Annotated in this window: 14 protein-coding genes and 1 tRNA gene; 4 read left to right on the forward strand and 11 right to left on the reverse strand. The window is 63.8% G+C overall.

The features are described 5' to 3' along the window. Nucleotides 1–66: 66 nt before the first annotated feature. The 4 genes from GGD40_RS16980 to GGD40_RS16995 all read right to left on the reverse strand — a co-directional run bounded on the left by GGD40_RS16980 (nt 67) and on the right by GGD40_RS16995 (nt 2351). A tRNA-Gly gene (locus tag GGD40_RS16980) sits at nt 67–140 on the reverse strand. An 84-nt stretch (nt 141–224) separates the two neighbouring features. Then, entirely contained in the window at nt 225–788 is a 564-nt protein-coding gene (locus GGD40_RS16985) for a YggT family protein (RefSeq protein WP_179703289.1), read from the reverse strand. 229 nt (nt 789–1017) lie between these two features. Beyond that, nucleotides 1018–1338 (reverse strand): EthD family reductase, encoded by a 321-nt coding sequence (locus GGD40_RS16990; RefSeq protein ID WP_179703290.1) that lies wholly within the window; start codon nt 1336–1338, stop codon nt 1018–1020. 77 nt (nt 1339–1415) lie between these two features. Beyond that, nucleotides 1416–2351, reverse strand: coding sequence for a Rossmann-like and DUF2520 domain-containing protein (locus GGD40_RS16995; RefSeq protein ID WP_179703291.1), 936 nt, complete (start codon nt 2349–2351; stop codon nt 1416–1418). 244 nt (nt 2352–2595) lie between these two features. Between GGD40_RS16995 and GGD40_RS17000 the strand changes: the two genes are divergently transcribed. From GGD40_RS17000 to GGD40_RS17010, 3 genes are all read left to right on the forward strand, one after another. After that, entirely contained in the window at nt 2596–2757 is a 162-nt protein-coding gene (locus GGD40_RS17000) for a hypothetical protein (RefSeq protein WP_176058684.1), read from the forward strand. Between the two features lie 380 nt (nt 2758–3137). Then, nucleotides 3138–3455, forward strand: coding sequence for a hypothetical protein (locus GGD40_RS17005; protein ID WP_179744315.1), 318 nt, complete (start codon nt 3138–3140; stop codon nt 3453–3455). A 150-nt stretch (nt 3456–3605) separates the two neighbouring features. Further along, nucleotides 3606–4571 carry a threo-3-hydroxy-L-aspartate ammonia-lyase gene (locus tag GGD40_RS17010; protein ID WP_179703293.1) on the forward strand — a complete coding sequence of 322 codons (966 nt, stop codon included), beginning with the start codon at nt 3606–3608 and terminating at the stop codon, nt 4569–4571. A 90-nt stretch (nt 4572–4661) separates the two neighbouring features. On the opposite strand, the gene GGD40_RS17015 is transcribed toward GGD40_RS17010, so the two are convergent. Both GGD40_RS17015 and GGD40_RS17020 read right to left on the reverse strand, forming a co-directional pair. Next, nucleotides 4662–5339, reverse strand: a complete 678-nt coding sequence (locus tag GGD40_RS17015; protein WP_176058682.1) for a LysE family translocator — start codon at nt 5337–5339, stop codon at nt 4662–4664. Nucleotides 5340–5392: 53 nt separating this feature from the next. Further along, nucleotides 5393–6961, reverse strand: a complete 1569-nt coding sequence (locus GGD40_RS17020) for a UbiD family decarboxylase (protein ID WP_179744316.1) — start codon at nt 6959–6961, stop codon at nt 5393–5395. A gap of 606 nt (nt 6962–7567) precedes the next feature. Between GGD40_RS17020 and GGD40_RS17025 the strand changes: the two genes are divergently transcribed. Further along, nucleotides 7568–8749, forward strand: coding sequence for a lytic transglycosylase domain-containing protein (locus GGD40_RS17025; RefSeq protein WP_179703296.1), 1182 nt, complete (start codon nt 7568–7570; stop codon nt 8747–8749). 114 nt (nt 8750–8863) lie between these two features. Here GGD40_RS17025 and GGD40_RS17030 read toward each other — a convergent pair whose 3' ends face one another. From GGD40_RS17030 to GGD40_RS17050, 5 genes are all read right to left on the reverse strand, one after another. After that, nucleotides 8864–10060, reverse strand: coding sequence for a pyridoxal phosphate-dependent aminotransferase (locus GGD40_RS17030; protein WP_179744317.1), 1197 nt, complete (start codon nt 10058–10060; stop codon nt 8864–8866). Nucleotides 10061–10158: 98 nt separating this feature from the next. Further along, entirely contained in the window at nt 10159–10593 is a 435-nt protein-coding gene (gene nusB, locus GGD40_RS17035) for a transcription antitermination factor NusB (protein ID WP_179744318.1), read from the reverse strand. Next, nucleotides 10590–11096, reverse strand: a complete 507-nt coding sequence (gene ribH, locus GGD40_RS17040) for a 6,7-dimethyl-8-ribityllumazine synthase (protein WP_054037335.1) — start codon at nt 11094–11096, stop codon at nt 10590–10592. The genes nusB and ribH overlap by 4 nt, the downstream gene beginning before the upstream one ends. A 51-nt stretch (nt 11097–11147) precedes the next feature. After that, nucleotides 11148–12281 (reverse strand): bifunctional 3,4-dihydroxy-2-butanone-4-phosphate synthase/GTP cyclohydrolase II, encoded by a 1134-nt coding sequence (gene ribBA / locus GGD40_RS17045; RefSeq protein ID WP_179744319.1) that lies wholly within the window; start codon nt 12279–12281, stop codon nt 11148–11150. A 210-nt stretch (nt 12282–12491) separates the two neighbouring features. Continuing rightward, the gene (locus tag GGD40_RS17050; RefSeq protein WP_179703300.1) at nt 12492–14783 is read right to left on the reverse strand and encodes an NADP-dependent malic enzyme; all 2292 of its coding nucleotides are present in this window, start codon (nt 14781–14783) and stop codon (nt 12492–12494) included. Between the last annotated feature and the right edge of the window lie 132 nt (nt 14784–14915).

Raw genomic sequence — 14915 nt, forward strand, 5'->3', positions numbered from 1 at the left:
AGTCCAGCACGGTCTTGATGGGAGAGGTGGATGAACCACCTTGCAACGCTTCACGAACGGAAGCGGTGGAGCGGGCGATGGGAATCGAACCCACGGCTCTAGCTTGGGAAGCTAGGGTATTACCATTATACGACGCCCGCAGAGCGCACGATTTTACTCGGGAAAGGGCGGTTAGCGCAAATCGCACCGCCATTTCCCGCCCAAGCCGAGGCTGCGCCCCAGCTTCAGATCACGAAGTAAGTCAGCTGAACCGCCGCGCGCGTCACCACCATCAGCAGCACCTGCACGATCACGAAGAGCAAAATCGGCGAGAGATCGATGCCCCCGAGCTGCGGCACGACCCGGCGCAGCGGATTCAGAAATGGCGCGGTCAGTTGATACAGAATCGGCATGGCCGGCGAACGCGGATTGAGCCACGACAGCAGCGCCATCAGGATCGTCATCCAGATGATCAGATTCAGCGCCCACTTGATCAGCGTCAGCACCGAGACGATCAGCAGCGTCGGTACGAGGGTCAGCGGATCGGCGCCGGTCAGGACCACCATCAGCACCACATAGACGATCGCCGCGATCAGCGCCGCGACGAGGCTCGCCCAGTCGATGCTGCGGGTACTCGGCAGAATGCGCCGCAGCGGCAGCACGATCCAGTTGGTGGCTTGCAGTACGGCGTTCGTGACCGGGTTGTACGGCGGCATGCGCACGACCTGCAGCCAGGCGCGCAGCAGCAACGCCGCGCCGAACAGCGTAAAGACGGTATTGAGCAGAAAACGGGCGATATCGCCAAACATCGTGTGTCCTTATCCTTCTGATGGCGGCCGTCGATCGGCCGCCGGGAGCCGGCGCGAGCCGATCGGTGCGCCGGCGGTTTCATTCGGTTTCCATGCGCCGATTGCGCGGAAGGGCACGTCATGCGCGGTTTCGGGCTTGCCCAGCTTACTTCGATTGCGCGACGTTCCAGCGAGCTTGAGCGCGGTTAGTGCAACGATAGATCGCTGCCTTGTCCGCCTCCGCTCGCCATCACACGGAAATCTTGATCTCGCTGATCAGAATCGTGCCGTTGCCGCCGTCGGTGTAATTGGGAATGTCGGCTGTGAGTGGTTCGGCGGCCGATTTGAAGACTTTATAGAACTCGTCCGCGCTGTCGAACAGGAAGTGGCCTGCGGCGACATACGGCGGCGGCGTTCCCGGCGGCCCGGCGTTGATGCCGACGTCGACCGACCAGCCTTTCAGCGACGGCCCGAACAGCTTGGCCGCCAGCGGCATGTGCGTGACGCAGTAATAGTCCACGTCGAAGTGGCCGTTTTCCCGGTACGGATAAAGGATGCTGACCTTGATCATTGTGCGTTCTCGTCTGTTGGTCCCGAAGCGCGGCGCTGGCGGATTGCGCGCGGCGCCGGACGTCACATTATCACGGCTTACTTGACGCTTGCACCTGCTGCCGCCTGATTCAGCGAGCGGTTGAGCGATTCTTCGACAGCCTCGGCGATGGCGTCGATGGCGGCGGGCGGCGTGGCGCGGCGTTCGGCGAGTCCGACCGCGCGCCGCGTCAGCAAACCGTACAGCGCGGCGTGGTCGCCGCCGAGCCCTTCCAGCAGCGCCAACTGCTTTTCGACGACACCCGTGTCGCCGCGCGACACGGGGCCCGCGAGCGCATTGGACAGGCCCTTGTCGCGCGCCGTTTCGATGGTGCCGGCGAGCATCGGCAGCAGCGCGCGCAGCGCGTCGTCCTCGGCGAAACCGAGCGTGCGCCACAGCGCGACGCATTCGGCGAGGCTGCACAGCGCGAAGCTGGCGGCATAGTGCGCGGCCGCGTGATACAGCATGCGGCCGCCCGCCGGAATCGACAGCGGATGGCAGCGTAGCGCGACGGTTAGCGCCGTCAGCGCGTCTTTCAGCGCGCCGTCGGCCTCGATCGTGACCGAGCAGCCGGCAATCCGTTCGAGGTCGGCGAGGTCACCGCCAAAGAGGTACAGTGGATGAAAGCCGCCGATCGCCGCGCCCTGGTCGCGCGCCGGGGCCAGCAGCTCGACCGGCGAGGCGCCGCTGCAATGCACCAGCGCCTTACGCGGACCACTCACCGTCGCCGGGTCGAAGCGCAGAGTGTGGGCTGACGAACCGATATGGTCGTCCGGAACGGCTAAAAAGATGATGTCGGCGGCGTCGACAACCTGTTGAGGGTCGTCACAAGCCGCGCAATGCTCGATTTGACTGGCGAGCCGGCAGGCTGAAGCCGCCGTGCGGCTCGTCACCGCCGTGACCGGATAACCGGCGCGGGAAAAGCTCAGCGCAAGGCACCGCGCGAGCCGGCCTGCACCGATAAAGCCGAGGCGCGGCAGAGAGGACTGGGACATGGTTGCCTGCTCCAGACGGAACATTGGGACGGGAAAGCAGAAGTATCGCGCATCCGGCCGCTCGCGCGCGGCCTTGGCGCCTGGGCTTTCCTCTGATCAGTTGGCGCGCCGTATGGCGCGGCTGGCCGGTTATCCGGCGGCACGCGCCCCGCAGGCTTGAAAACTGCTCACAATTTCTTCATGTGCCGCTTTAGCCGTTGCAGTTCCGGGTATTTCGTCTCGCAGTCAGATTCGGGAGGTCACGATGAGCATTTTTTCTTACCGAAAGCACTTGCGGTTCCTCACCCACGCCCAGCGTCGCCGCTGGTGGGACCAGAAAAAACGCCTGACGCCGCGCGTGCGGATTAGCGGCGCCTACGTCCCGCCAAGCGTGTCGCGCGAATTCGCCTACGTGAAGGTCGGTTGACACACCGCTGCTAGCGCTGTTTGCAGGTAAGAGATGCCCGGCCTCGAACGCCGGGCATTTTTCGTTGTGGCGCTTCAATCGGGCCGTCAGGATTGAAGCGAATTTGTAATCAAAGATTACTGAAAAGCGCGCGTTCGACGCCGTGCGCTTCATCAAGCGGCCAATCCGATCCCGCGGCCGCGCGGAAACCCTTAGTTTTCAGCCCGCTACACCGCCCGTTCGGCATTTCTTGCGCACGGACGAATTGCGATGTATTGCCGCCAATTGCAATTTGCAACAAATGCGAACAAATACGATTGGGCTTTTTCGATACATTGATTTCATGGCATGCAACGCATGCGAAGTCGGCGACCTTGGTGGGCCGCGCTAGGAGAATACAAGTGAAAAAGATCGTTCCGTTTGTCGTTGCCGCCGCACTCGGTCTGGGACTCGCCAGTGCAGCCGAAGCGCACGTGTCCGTGGGTATCGGTATCGGGGTGCCGATCGCGCCGGCGTATCCGGTTTATGCCGCGCCGCCGCCGGTTTACTACGCGCCGCAGCCAGCCTATGCGCCGCCGCCGGTTTATTACGCGCCGCCGCCGGCAGTCGTGGTGGGCGGGTATTACGGCGGCTATGGCCGTCCTTATTACCATCACGGTTATTATGGCCGCGGCTATTACGGGCACGGTTATTACGGCCACGGCTACTACCGCCGCTAATCGCGCAAGCGCTTAGCGCAGGTTCAACGGCGTAACGCCGGCTTGATCGCCGGGTTACGCCGTTTGTGTTTTGTTGGCGCGGCGGTGATCCAAAACATCGGTGAAGCTGGGAGAATGGTTGTTTAACCATCGCTCTGGAGAGTTTCGCCGATGCATGCGCTTCCCGCTCCCACTTTCGACGACGTCCTCGACGCCGCTGCGCGCCTCGAAGGCGTCGCGCACCGCACCCCTGTTTTGACCTCGAGCACGTTCAACGAACGCACGGGTGCGTCGGTATTCTTCAAGTGCGAGAATTTTCAGCGCATGGGCGCCTTCAAGTTTCGCGGCGCCTATAACGCGATTTCGCACTTCGACGCGGAGCAGCGCAAAGCCGGCGTGCTGACGTACTCGTCGGGCAATCATGCGCAAGCCATCGCGTTGTCCGCGCGGCTCGCCGGCATTCGCGCGACGATCATCATGCCGCACGACGCCCCCGCGGCCAAAGTTGCGGCGACCAAGGGTTACGGCGGCGAAGTCATCACCTACGACCGCTACACCGAGAACCGCGAAGAGATCGGCCGCCGCCTCGCCGAAGAACGCGGCATGACGCTGATTCCGCCTTACGACCATCCGCATGTGATCGCGGGGCAGGGCACCGCGGTGAAGGAATTGATCGATGAAACCGGCCCGCTCGACATGCTGTTCGTTTGTCTCGGCGGCGGCGGATTGATCGGCGGCAGCGCGTTGTCGGCGGCGGCGTTGAGCCCGGCATGCACGGTGATCGGCGTCGAGCCGGAAGCCGGCAACGACGGCCAGCAATCCCTCGCGCGCGGTGAGATTGTGCGCATCGACACGCCCCGTACTATCGCCGACGGCGCCGCCGCCACGCATCTCGGCGACTACACGTTCGCTATCATTCGCAAGCTGGTCGCGCGAATCGAAACGGTCAGCGACGCGCAGTTGATCGACACGATGCGTTTTTTCGCGCAGCGCATGAAGATCGTGGTCGAGCCGACGGGTTGCCTCGCGGCGGCCGCGGTGCTGAACGGCATTGTTCCCGTGGAAGGCAAACGCGTCGGCGTGGTGATCAGCGGGGGTAATGTCGATCTGGAAAAGCTCGCGCAATATCTCGCTTGATAGATCGTCGGCGCTGGCGCTAACGCTTGCTGAACGGAATAGAGGGTCGCAGATGGAAAAACGGCTCGCCTAACGCGAGCCGTTTACGTATCAGCTCACCGCGTGCGCGGTCTGCACGATCAGATCGCGATACCCGTTGACGATCACGCTATATGAGAAGTACGCGAACAGCAGCGCGGACAGCACATGACACGCGCGCAGCAAACCGGTGCCGGCGCGCTTGCGGCCGTGACTGCCGAGCCCGCAGATAAAGATTGTCCAGCACAGTCCGCCGAGAAAGAAGCCGCCGAGAAACACCGGCGCTGTTGTGACGCTCGTCGCACCGGCTTTCGCGATCAACGCGCCGCCGACGGCTGCGAACCACAGAATCGCCGAAGGCGACGACACCGCCAGCAAGACGCCGCGCAAAAAGCCGCGCCATGCGGACAGATGCGGCGCATTCGCGTCCGCCTCGCCGGCGACTGCGGGCGCCGACGCCGGGAACATTGCCTCACGCGCCATCTTCCACGTGAGAAACAGCAAAATCGCCGCGCCGCCGATCCACACCACCCAGCGCACCGATTCGAACTGCAGCAGCGCGGCCATGCCCGCGAGCGCGAGCGCCGCGTAAATCAGGTCGCCGATGCACGAGCCGAGGCCGAGCCAGAAGCCGGGTTTGAAGCCGTGCGAGAGCGTCAGCGAAATCATCGCGACGTTCACGAGACCGATATCCAGACACAACGACAACGACAGAAAAAAACCATCCGACATCATTGAAAAAGCATGCATCCGCGCAACCACTCCCTCGGTGTTTTGTTATTTGAACTTGTCGTGCGTCTCACCTACAGGCCGAACTCGTTCCACAACGAGTCGATGCGTTGTTTGACCGCCTTGTCCATCTCGATCGGTCGGCCCCATTCGCGATCGGTTTCGCCGGGCCACTTGTTGGTGGCGTCGAGACCCATCTTCGAACCGAGCCCCGCCACCGGCGACGCGAAATCCAGATAGTCGATCGGCGTGCGGTCCACCAGCACCGTGTCGCGCGCGGGATCGATGCGCGTGGTGATCGCCCAGATCACCTCTTTCCAGTCGCGAATATTGACGTCTTCGTCGACCACGACGATGAACTTCGTATACATGAACTGGCGCAGAAAACTCCACACGCCGAACATCACGCGCTTGGCGTGGCCGGGGTAGCTTTTCTTCATCTGCACGATGGCCATGCGGTAGCTGCAGCCTTCGGGCGGCAGATAGAAATCGGTGATCTCGGTGAACTGCTTCTGCAACAGCGGCACGAACACTTCGTTGAGCGCGACGCCGAGCACCGCGGGTTCGTCGGGCGGTTTGCCGGTGTAGGTGGAGTGATAGATCGCATCGCGGCGCATGGTGATGCGTTCGACGGTGAAGACGGGGAACCACTCCTGCTCGTTGTAGTAGCCGGTGTGGTCGCCGTACGGGCCTTCCAGCGCATGTTCGTAGCCGGCCGATGCACCTTTGGCGGGCCGGGGCGGCGCGCCGGCCGGAGCGGGTGAGGGCGTGCCTTCCTGCGGATAGATGAACCCCTCGAGCACGATCTCGGCGCGCGCGGGCACCTGCAAACCGTCGACGCCCGGCGTGATGCATTTGGCGAGTTCAGTGCGCCCGCCTCGCAGCAGTCCGGCGAACTGGTATTCGGACAAGGTATCGGGCACCGGCGTGACCGCACCGAGGATCGTGGCCGGATCGGCGCCCAGCACGACCGCCACCGGATAAGGTTTGCCCGGATTCTGCAGCGCGAATTCGCGGAAATCGAGCGCGCCGCCGCGATGGGCGAGCCAGCGCATGATCAGTTTGTTACGCCCGATCAGTTGCTGGCGATATATGCCTAAATTTTGTCGGCTCTTATTTGGGCCTTTTGTGACGGTCAGGCCCCACGTGATCAGCGGGCCGGCGTCGCCCGGCCAGCAGGTCTGAATCGGCAGCTTGGCGAGGTCCACGTCGTTGCCTTCCCAGACGATTTCCTGGCAGGGCGGCGCGCTCACTGTTTTGGGCGCCATGTCCCACACCGCCTTGGCCAGCGAGAAGAGTTTGCCTGCGTCCTTGAGGCCTTTCGGCGGCTCCGGTTCCTTCAACGCGGAGAGCAGCCGGCCGACGTCGCGCAGCGACTCGAGTGCGGCGCCGTCGCCTTCACCGGCCTGCGCGTCGACACCCATGCCGAGCGCCACCCGACGCGGCGTGCCGAACAGGTTGCCGAGCACCGGAAACGCATGCTCAGCCTTGCTCTCGAACAACAATGCCGGGCCGCCGGTGCGCAGCACGCGGTCGCACAGTTCGGTCATTTCCAGGACAGGCGAGACGGTTTGCGAGATACGGCGCAGCTCTCCGATCGATTCGAGACGGCCGACAAAATCACGCAGGTCTTTATATTTCATCTGGGGCGGTTCAGTGCCGCGCGAGCGGCGGGAAAGAGGGGCGCGGCAGGCTGCCACCGCGCCAAAACGATTGTCGATTTTACCTGCGTTGACTAGCGCACGTAGCTCAGCCGAACGGCCTAGGTAGAGGAAACCATTTGAGATAGCTCAAAAGGCGCATGCTGCGTGGTTCTTGACCGACTGAACACTGTTCATTATTACAATTAGTTATACTTTTGCCCGTCTATAGTGTTGACGATCTATAAAACCCTGCATAGAATCCGTCCACATTGGTTGCAGGGCGTGAACCTTTTTACCACTGCCCCCGGTCCCTTTAGACGCAACGCGTCACCGTTTACCGAACCCCTGCACGGTATCTGACGGCCTTACTGAAGTCCTCGCCAGCGCCAACTGACGCTGGTTTTTCGCGTGGGAGCCATCGCCTGCATACTTTTTTGGTATGCCGCGTCCACTTTTCAGGACGGCTCCCCACAGACGGTATTTGCCGTTTCCCGACGTCGCTGCTGCCCTAACCAGACAGAGCACGCGATGTCTTGACTCTTCGAACGTGTGTTACCGCCTGTTCACATGGCGGAGTTCGGGGATCATGCAACATGGGAGATCTGAATGAACGCCTGGTTATCGTGGCGTCCCGATGAGCGTATTGCGCAGGTTGTGCGTGGTGTGCTGCGTCGCGGGACGCGAATGAGTCATCACCTGTTCAGCATCGTCGGCGGAATCGCTGTCGTGCTGGCACTCGTACTGTGGCTGATGCCGGCCTTGCGCGGCACACTCGCCGCCAAGCTGATGCCGGTTGTGTCGGCCGCCGTGCAAGCCGGGCCTGCCCGGTTGCTGCAGGGCAACCCGCTGCCGTCGTTCGGCCCGCCGGGTAGCCCGTCTTCCGACGAATCGCTGTCCGCCAATTCGAACGGTGCCGACAGCGCGAGCGGTGCGAGCAACGGCAACACCGCCGCCACCGTGAGCAACACCAGCTTTGACGGCGCCTTCGACGGCTCCGGTTCGGCCGGTATGGGCGTCGCGGCCCTCAACGGGCTCGACCCGCGCACCATGCAAAGCGTCAGCGCGCTGGCGCGTCTGATCCCGTCGCAGCGCGTCTCCGCCGACGCCCGCGATGACCGCGTGCTGGTGTCGACTCGTGAGCAGGATCTGGTCGCGTCTTACCTGGCGCGGCGTTATCGCGTCGCTCAGGAGCCCGTTAGCGAGCTCGTCAAGGCCGCGTTCGACACCGGCCGCGAAGTCGGTCTCGATCCGCTGCTGCTGCTGTCCGTGATGGCGATCGAATCCGGCTTCAACCCGTACGCCGAGAGCGGCGTGGGCGCGCAAGGCCTGATGCAGGTTATGTCGAAGGTGCATTCGGACAAGTTCCAGTACTTCGGCGGCCAGGGCGCGGCGCTCGAACCGGTCGCGAACATCAAGGTGGGCGCGCTGGTGCTGAAGGATTGCATCGCCCGTGGTGGTTCGTTGCCGGGTGGCTTGCGCCTGTACGTGGGCTCGACCTCGCAGGACGACGGCGGTTACGGCGCCAAGGTGATGGCTGAGCGCGGCCGTCTGCGTGACGTGGCGCGTGGCCGCAAGGTGCCGATCAATGCGCCGCAATCGCCGGTTCTGACGACTGCGTCGGCGAATACGACGGCTGCGGCGGCTGCCAGCGGCAAGCGCGTGCAGGTGACGCTCGACGGCGGTCATCCGCTGAGCGCGGCACCGGTGAAGACGCCGGTGTCCGAGCAGGACGACGCCAGTTCCAACGCGCCCAAGCATGTTGCTTCGAATTCGGAGTTCGGTGCTTAAGGTTGGCGATATGAGCTGGACGCGACCGGGCTGATGCAAGGGCAAGGCCACGGCCATGAAAAAAGGACACTCAGGGGTGTCCTTTTTTACGTCTGGCGAGCCGACCCAGAAGAATCAATGCCGCCCGAACAGCTTCGCCAGCCGGTCGACGGCTTCTTCCAGCTTCGGATAAGCCGTTGCATACGACAACCGGATGTAGTCCTTCGGCGCATGCGTGCCGAAATCCATTCCCGGCACCAGCACCACGCCCGCATCGTGCAGCATCGCTTTGGTCAACGCGGCGCTGTCGCCGGCGGCCGGATGCGCGACCGTGCGGCAATCCGCGTAGACGTAGAACGCGCCGTCGGGCATGACCGGCACCGAAAAACCTAGCGCTTCCAAAGCCGGCGCGATGAAGTCACGCCGACGCTTGAACTCCAGCCGCCGGCTTTCGTAGATGGCGATGGTGTCCGGTTCGAAGCACGCGAGCGCCGCGTGCTGGGCGAGCGCCGACGCGCAGATGAACAGGTTCTGCGCGAGCTTTTCGAACGCGCCGACCATGTTCGGCGGCACCACCAGCCAGCCGAGCCGCCAGCCGGTCATGTTGAAGTACTTCGAGAAACTGTTGACGGTGATCACGTCGTCGCCGAACGACAGCGCCGACACCGGCTTCGCGTCGTAGCTCAAGCCCTGGTAGATTTCGTCGACGATGGTAAAGCCGCCGCGCGAGCGCACCGCTTTGACGATGCGCTCGAGTTCGGCGGGTTCGATCGACGTGCCGGTCGGATTCGACGGCGAGGCCAGCAGCACACCACGGGTGTGCTCGTTCCACAGACGTTCGACGTCGGCGGCGGTCAGCTGGAAACGCTCGGCCGGGCCGCTCGGCACCATGACCGGTTTGCCTTCGGCGGCGATCACGAAATGCCGGTTGCACGGATAGCATGGGTCGGGCATCAGCACTTCGTCGTCGCGATCGACCAGCGCCGCGCATGCCAGCAGCAACGCGGCGGAAGCGCCGGCCGTGACCACGATCCGGGCCGGGTCGACGTTCACGCCGTAGAAGTCGGCGTAGTGCGCCGAGATGGCTTCGCGCAGCGGCTGCAGGCCGAGCGCATTGGTGTATTGCGTGACGCCGCGGCGCAGCGCGTTCGCGGCGGCCTCGATAACCGGTTCGGGCGCGGTGAAATCGGGTTCGCCGATTCCCATGTGAATGATGTCGCGCCCGTCGCGCTCCAGCAGCGCGGCCTCCTTGGCCAGCTCCATCACATAGAAAGGCTGGATGGCATCGACGCGCGCGGCGAGCCGCACCAAGGGTTCGGTCACGGAGTTCATACGATCAGTTCAGATGCATTCAGAAGCAAAGACGGTCCAGATTCAGCAAACCCAGTGCATGGCCGCGGCTCACGCCGCAGCCATGCACTGCCTCAAGCTCAAGACTTGCGGGCCGCTTGCGTTTCAGCCGCGCGCAATTGCGCCGCCAGCTTGTCCAGCACGCCGTTCACGTACTTGTAGCCGTCCGCGCCGCCGAACGTCTTGGCGAGTTCGACCGCTTCGTTGATGACCACGCGATAGGGAATATCCACATGGTTCTTAAACTCGTAGGCGGCGACCAGCAGCACCGCGCGTTCGACCGGCGAGAGCTGTTCGAGCGGACGGTCGAGACACGGCGCGATGTCGGCGGAGAGCGCTTCCGAATCGCGGATCACGCCTTCCAGCAGCGCGTTCAGATGTTCGTGATCGGCCTTGTCGTAGCCTTGCGCGCCGCGCAGTTGCGCGTCGATTTCGGCGCCGGGCGAACCCGACAGCAGCCACTGGTAAAGCCCCTGCGTGGCCAGTTCGCGGGAGCGTCGGCGTGCGCTCTTCATGCCTCTTCCTCTTCTTCGTCTTCTTCTTCGTCGTCGCCGCCGAGTTGTTCGAGCGCGACGGAGAGGTTCGCCATTTCGACGGCCACACGCGCTGCGTCACGACCCTTTTCGGTCATGCGGGCGACGGCTTGCTCGTCGTTTTCAGTGGTCAGCACGGCGTTCGCGACCGGAATGCCGAAGTCGAGACCGATACGCGTGATGCCCGCGCCGCTTTCGTTCGAGACCAGTTCGAAGTGGTACGTCTCGCCGCGAATCACCGCGCCGAGCGCGATCAGTGCGTCGAATTGCGCGCTTTCGGCGAGCTTTTGCAGTGCCAGCGGAATTTCCAGTGCGCCCGGCACGGTGACCAGCAGCACGTCTTCGCCGGTCACGCCAAGGCGTTCGAGTTCTTCGATGCAGGAGTCGGCGAGGCCGTTGCAAACGGGTTCGTTAAAGCGCGCCTGGACGATGCCGATGCGCAGTCCGTCGCCGTCGAGATTCGGTTGGTATTGTCCGATTTCCATTGTGAATTCCGTAGTGTTTTGAGTGGGCGCTAATGCGCGAGAGTGGTCGGATCAGCCTTGTGGAGCTTGTGCCTTGCTGCCCGGCATCGGAACGAAGCCGGTGACTTCGAGACCGTAACCCGACATGCTGCCCAGCTTGCGCGGGTTCGACAGGACCTGCATCTTGCCGACACCCAGCTCGCGCAAAATCTGCGCGCCGATGCCGTACGTCTTGAAGTCGACCGGACGGCGTTTGAGCGCCTCGGCTTTTTCCTTCGAATCGAAGGCCTTGAACACGTCGATCAGATGGTCTTTCGTGTCGCCGCAGTTCAGCAGCACGATCACGCCGCAGTCGCGCGCGGCGATTTCTTTCATGGCCGCGTCGAGGGTCCATGAGTGGGTGGATTCGCTGACTTCCAGCAGATCCAGCACCGACAGCGGCTCATGCACGCGCACCAGCGTGTCCTGATCCGTGCACGGCGTGCCGCGCACCAGCGCGAGATGCGGCTGGCCGCTCGGCTGGTCGAGATACATGACCGCGCGGAACGCGCCGTGCGCCGTTTGCATGGTGCGTTCGCAAATACGCTCGACGATCGACTCGGTGCGGCTGCGATAGTGGATCAGATCCGCGATCGTGCCGATCTTGAGATCGTGTTCTTTCGCGAACTCCAGCAGGTCCGGCAGACGCGCCATGGTGCCGTCGTCTTTGATGACTTCGCAGATCACCGCGGCCGGCGTGAGGCCTGCCAGCGCGGTGAAGTCGCAACCGGCCTCGGTATGGCCGGCGCGCACCAGCACGCCGCCCGGCTGGGCCATGATCGGGAACACGTGGCCCGGCTGCACGATGTGCTCGGCCTTGGCGTCCGCCGCGACCGCTGTAGCGATCGTGCGGGCGCGGTCTGCCGCGGAGATACCGGTGGTTACGCCTTCAGCCGCTTCGATGCTGACCGTGAACGCCGTGCCGTACTGCGTGCCGTTACGGTACGTCATGAGCGGCAGGTTCAGCAGCTTGCAGCGCTCCTGGGTGAGCGTCAGGCAGATCAGGCCACGGCCGTAGCGGGCCATGAAGTTGATCGCTTCCGGCGTGACGAATTCGGCGGCGATCACGAGGTCGCCCTCGTTTTCGCGATCTTCTTCGTCGACGAGGATCACCATCCGGCCGGCTTTCAGTTCGGCGATGATCTCTAGAGTGGAGGCGAGCGTCATGTTGGCGGAGATTTTCGGGAAAGCGCGTATTTTACGCCACGCGCGGTTCCAAGTCGCCTCCGCCGGAAGGGATAGGCCGTTTGGCCGACTGGCGGACGGCTGCGGATGCCTCCCGAGCCGGCCCGCCAACGCGCGCCGGCGCCGCGGCGGGTTCCCGCCGCCCGCCCCGCGCCGGAACTCCCGCGGGCGTGGATTCAGCAGTGGAACCGCTCAGTGATCCGTCAGGTTCGCCTGCAGCACGGTCAGCGCCGTCATGTTGACGATCCGCCTGACCGTGGAGCTCGAGGTCAGGATATTCACCGGCGCGTTGACGCCGAGCAGGAACGGGCCCACGGCGACATTGCTGCCCGCGCCGGTTTTGAGCAGGTTGTAGGCAATGTTGCCGGCGTCCACGTTCGGGCAGACCAGCAGATTGGCCGCGCCCTTGAGCGGCGAGTTGGGCAGAATGCGCAGGCGCAACGCTTCGTCCAGCGCGCAATCGCCATGCATTTCGCCGTCCACTTCGAGCTCGGGCGCCTGCGCCCGCACCAGTTCCAGCGCGCGGCGCATCTTCGCGCCGGAGGCCGCGGCGCCCGAGCCGAAGTTCGAGCGCGACAGCAAGGCGGCCTTGGGCGTCAGGTTCAGCCACGCCATCTGCTTCGCGGCGGCGATCGTGTATTCGGCGATCTGTTCGGCGGTGGGGTCGTCGTTGATGTGCGTGTCGACCAGCGCGACCGTGCGCTCGTCGAGCAGCAGAATGTTCATCGCCGCGTAGGTGCGCGCGCCGGGTTTCTTGCCGATCACTTCGTCGACGAAGCGCAGGTGGTCGTGATACGCGCCCACCGTGCCGCACACCATGCCGTCCGCGTCGCCCAGGCGGACCATCATCGCGCCGATCAGCGTCAGGCGCCGGCGCGTCTCGACGCGCGCCATTTCCTTCGTGATGCCGTCGCGGCACATCAATTCCCAGTAAGTCGTCCAGTACTGCGTGAAACGCTCGTCGTACTCGGGATTGGTGACTTCGACGTCCTGGCCGAGTCGCAAGCGCAGACCGAATTTCTCGATGCGCGCGAGCAGCACCTCCGGCCGCCCGACCAGAATCGGCCGCGCCAGCTTTTCGTCGACGACCACCTGCACCGCGCGCAGCACGCGTTCGTCCTCGCCTTCGGTGAAGACGATGCGCGCCTTGCCGCCGTCGCGCACGAATTGCCGTGCGTTCGAGAAAAGCGGCTTCATGAACGCGCCCGAGTGGTAGACGAACTGTTGCAACTGTTCGACGTAGGCGTCCAGGTCCGGCAGCGGTCGGGTCGCGACGCCGCCTTCCATCGCCGCCCGCGCGACGGCTGGTGCGATCCGCACGATCAGGCGCGGGTCGAACGGCTTGGGAATCAGGTATTGCGGGCCGAACGCCACGTCGTAGGCGCCGTAGGCGGCCGCGACCACTTCGTTCTGTTCTTCTTCAGCGAGGCCGGCAATCGCGTGCACGGCGGCGATTTCCATCTCCCGCGTGATGGTGGTGGCGCCCACGTCGAGCGCGCCGCGGAAGATATAAGGGAAGCACAGCACGTTGTTGACCTGATTCGGATAGTCCGAGCGGCCGGTCGCGATCACGACATCGTCGCGGGTCGCGTGTGCTAGTTCCGGGAAAATCTCCGGCGTCGGATTGGCCAGCGCGAGGATCAGCGGCCGCGCGGCCATGGCTTTCAGCATGTCCGCGCTCAGAATGCCGCCCACCGACAGGCCGAGGAACACGTCCGCGCCCTCGATCACCTCGGCCAGCGTGCGCGCCGGGGTTTCCTGCGCGAAGCGCGCCTTGTCCGGGTCCATCAGCGTTGTGCGGCCGCGATAGACGACGCCTTCAATGTCGGTCGCCCAGATGTTTTCCACCGGCAGGCCGAGGTCCACCAGCAAATCGAGGCAGGCCAGCGCCGCGGCGCCCGCGCCGGAGGTGACGACCTTGACCTCGGCGATGGACTTGCCCACCACCTTCAGGCCGTTGATAAACGCGGCCGACACGGTGATCGCCGTGCCGTGCTGATCGTCGTGAAAGACCGGAATCTTCATGCGCTCGCGCAGCTTGCGTTCGACGATAAAGCACTCCGGCGCCTTGATGTCTTCGAGGTTGATCCCGCCGAAGGTCGGCTCCAGGCCGGCAATGATGTCGACCAGCTTGTCCGGGTCGGTTTCATTGATCTCGATGTCGAACACGTCGACGCCGGCGAACTTCTTGAACAGCACGGCTTTGCCTTCCATGACCGGCTTGGAGGCCAGCGCGCCGATATTGCCGAGACCCAGCACCGCGGTGCCGTTGGTGATCACGCCGACCAGGTTGCCGCGAGCGGTAAAGCGGTAGGCCTGAAGCGGATCTTCCGCGATGGCCGAGCACACGCTGGCGACGCCCGGCGTATAGGCGAGCGCGAGGTCGCGCTGGGTCGCGAGCGGTTTGCTGGCCACCACGGAGATCTTTCCCGGGGTCGGGAATTCGTGATAGTCGAAAGCGGCTTGCTGGTCGGTCGGATTCATGTTTTTCGCCTTGGTGCGCGCCGAGCCGGTCCCGGTGCGATCTGTTAAGGCGATTCTAGAGAGCCGTCATAATCTGATCATTCTGTTTTAATATCGGTCCATCATTTTTTTGTGATGGGTGCGGGCTAACCG

It is taken from the genome of Paraburkholderia bryophila, assembly GCF_013409255.1.
In the GTDB taxonomy this organism is placed as follows: Bacteria; Pseudomonadota; Gammaproteobacteria; order Burkholderiales; family Burkholderiaceae; genus Paraburkholderia.

Excerpts from the sequence above, each read along its gene's own strand:
- GGD40_RS16985 (WP_179703289.1), bottom strand. The coding sequence starts at position 788 with ATGTTTGGCGATATCGCCCGTTTTCTGCTCAATACCGTCTTTACGCTG.
- GGD40_RS16990 (WP_179703290.1), bottom strand. The coding sequence starts at position 1,338 with ATGATCAAGGTCAGCATCCTTTATCCGTACCGGGAAAACGGCCACTTC.
- GGD40_RS16995 (WP_179703291.1), bottom strand. The coding sequence starts at position 2,351 with ATGTCCCAGTCCTCTCTGCCGCGCCTCGGCTTTATCGGTGCAGGCCGG.
- GGD40_RS17000 (WP_176058684.1), top strand. The coding sequence starts at position 2,596 with ATGAGCATTTTTTCTTACCGAAAGCACTTGCGGTTCCTCACCCACGCC.
- GGD40_RS17010 (WP_179703293.1), top strand. The coding sequence starts at position 3,606 with ATGCATGCGCTTCCCGCTCCCACTTTCGACGACGTCCTCGACGCCGCT.
- GGD40_RS17015 (WP_176058682.1), bottom strand. The coding sequence starts at position 5,339 with ATGCATGCTTTTTCAATGATGTCGGATGGTTTTTTTCTGTCGTTGTCG.
- GGD40_RS17020 (WP_179744316.1), bottom strand. The coding sequence starts at position 6,961 with ATGAAATATAAAGACCTGCGTGATTTTGTCGGCCGTCTCGAATCGATC.
- GGD40_RS17025 (WP_179703296.1), top strand. The coding sequence starts at position 7,568 with ATGAACGCCTGGTTATCGTGGCGTCCCGATGAGCGTATTGCGCAGGTT.
- GGD40_RS17030 (WP_179744317.1), bottom strand. The coding sequence starts at position 10,060 with ATGAACTCCGTGACCGAACCCTTGGTGCGGCTCGCCGCGCGCGTCGAT.
- nusB (WP_179744318.1), bottom strand. The coding sequence starts at position 10,593 with ATGAAGAGCGCACGCCGACGCTCCCGCGAACTGGCCACGCAGGGGCTT.
- ribH (WP_054037335.1), bottom strand. The coding sequence starts at position 11,096 with ATGGAAATCGGACAATACCAACCGAATCTCGACGGCGACGGACTGCGC.
- ribBA (WP_179744319.1), bottom strand. The coding sequence starts at position 12,281 with ATGACGCTCGCCTCCACTCTAGAGATCATCGCCGAACTGAAAGCCGGC.
- GGD40_RS17050 (WP_179703300.1), bottom strand. The coding sequence starts at position 14,783 with ATGAATCCGACCGACCAGCAAGCCGCTTTCGACTATCACGAATTCCCG.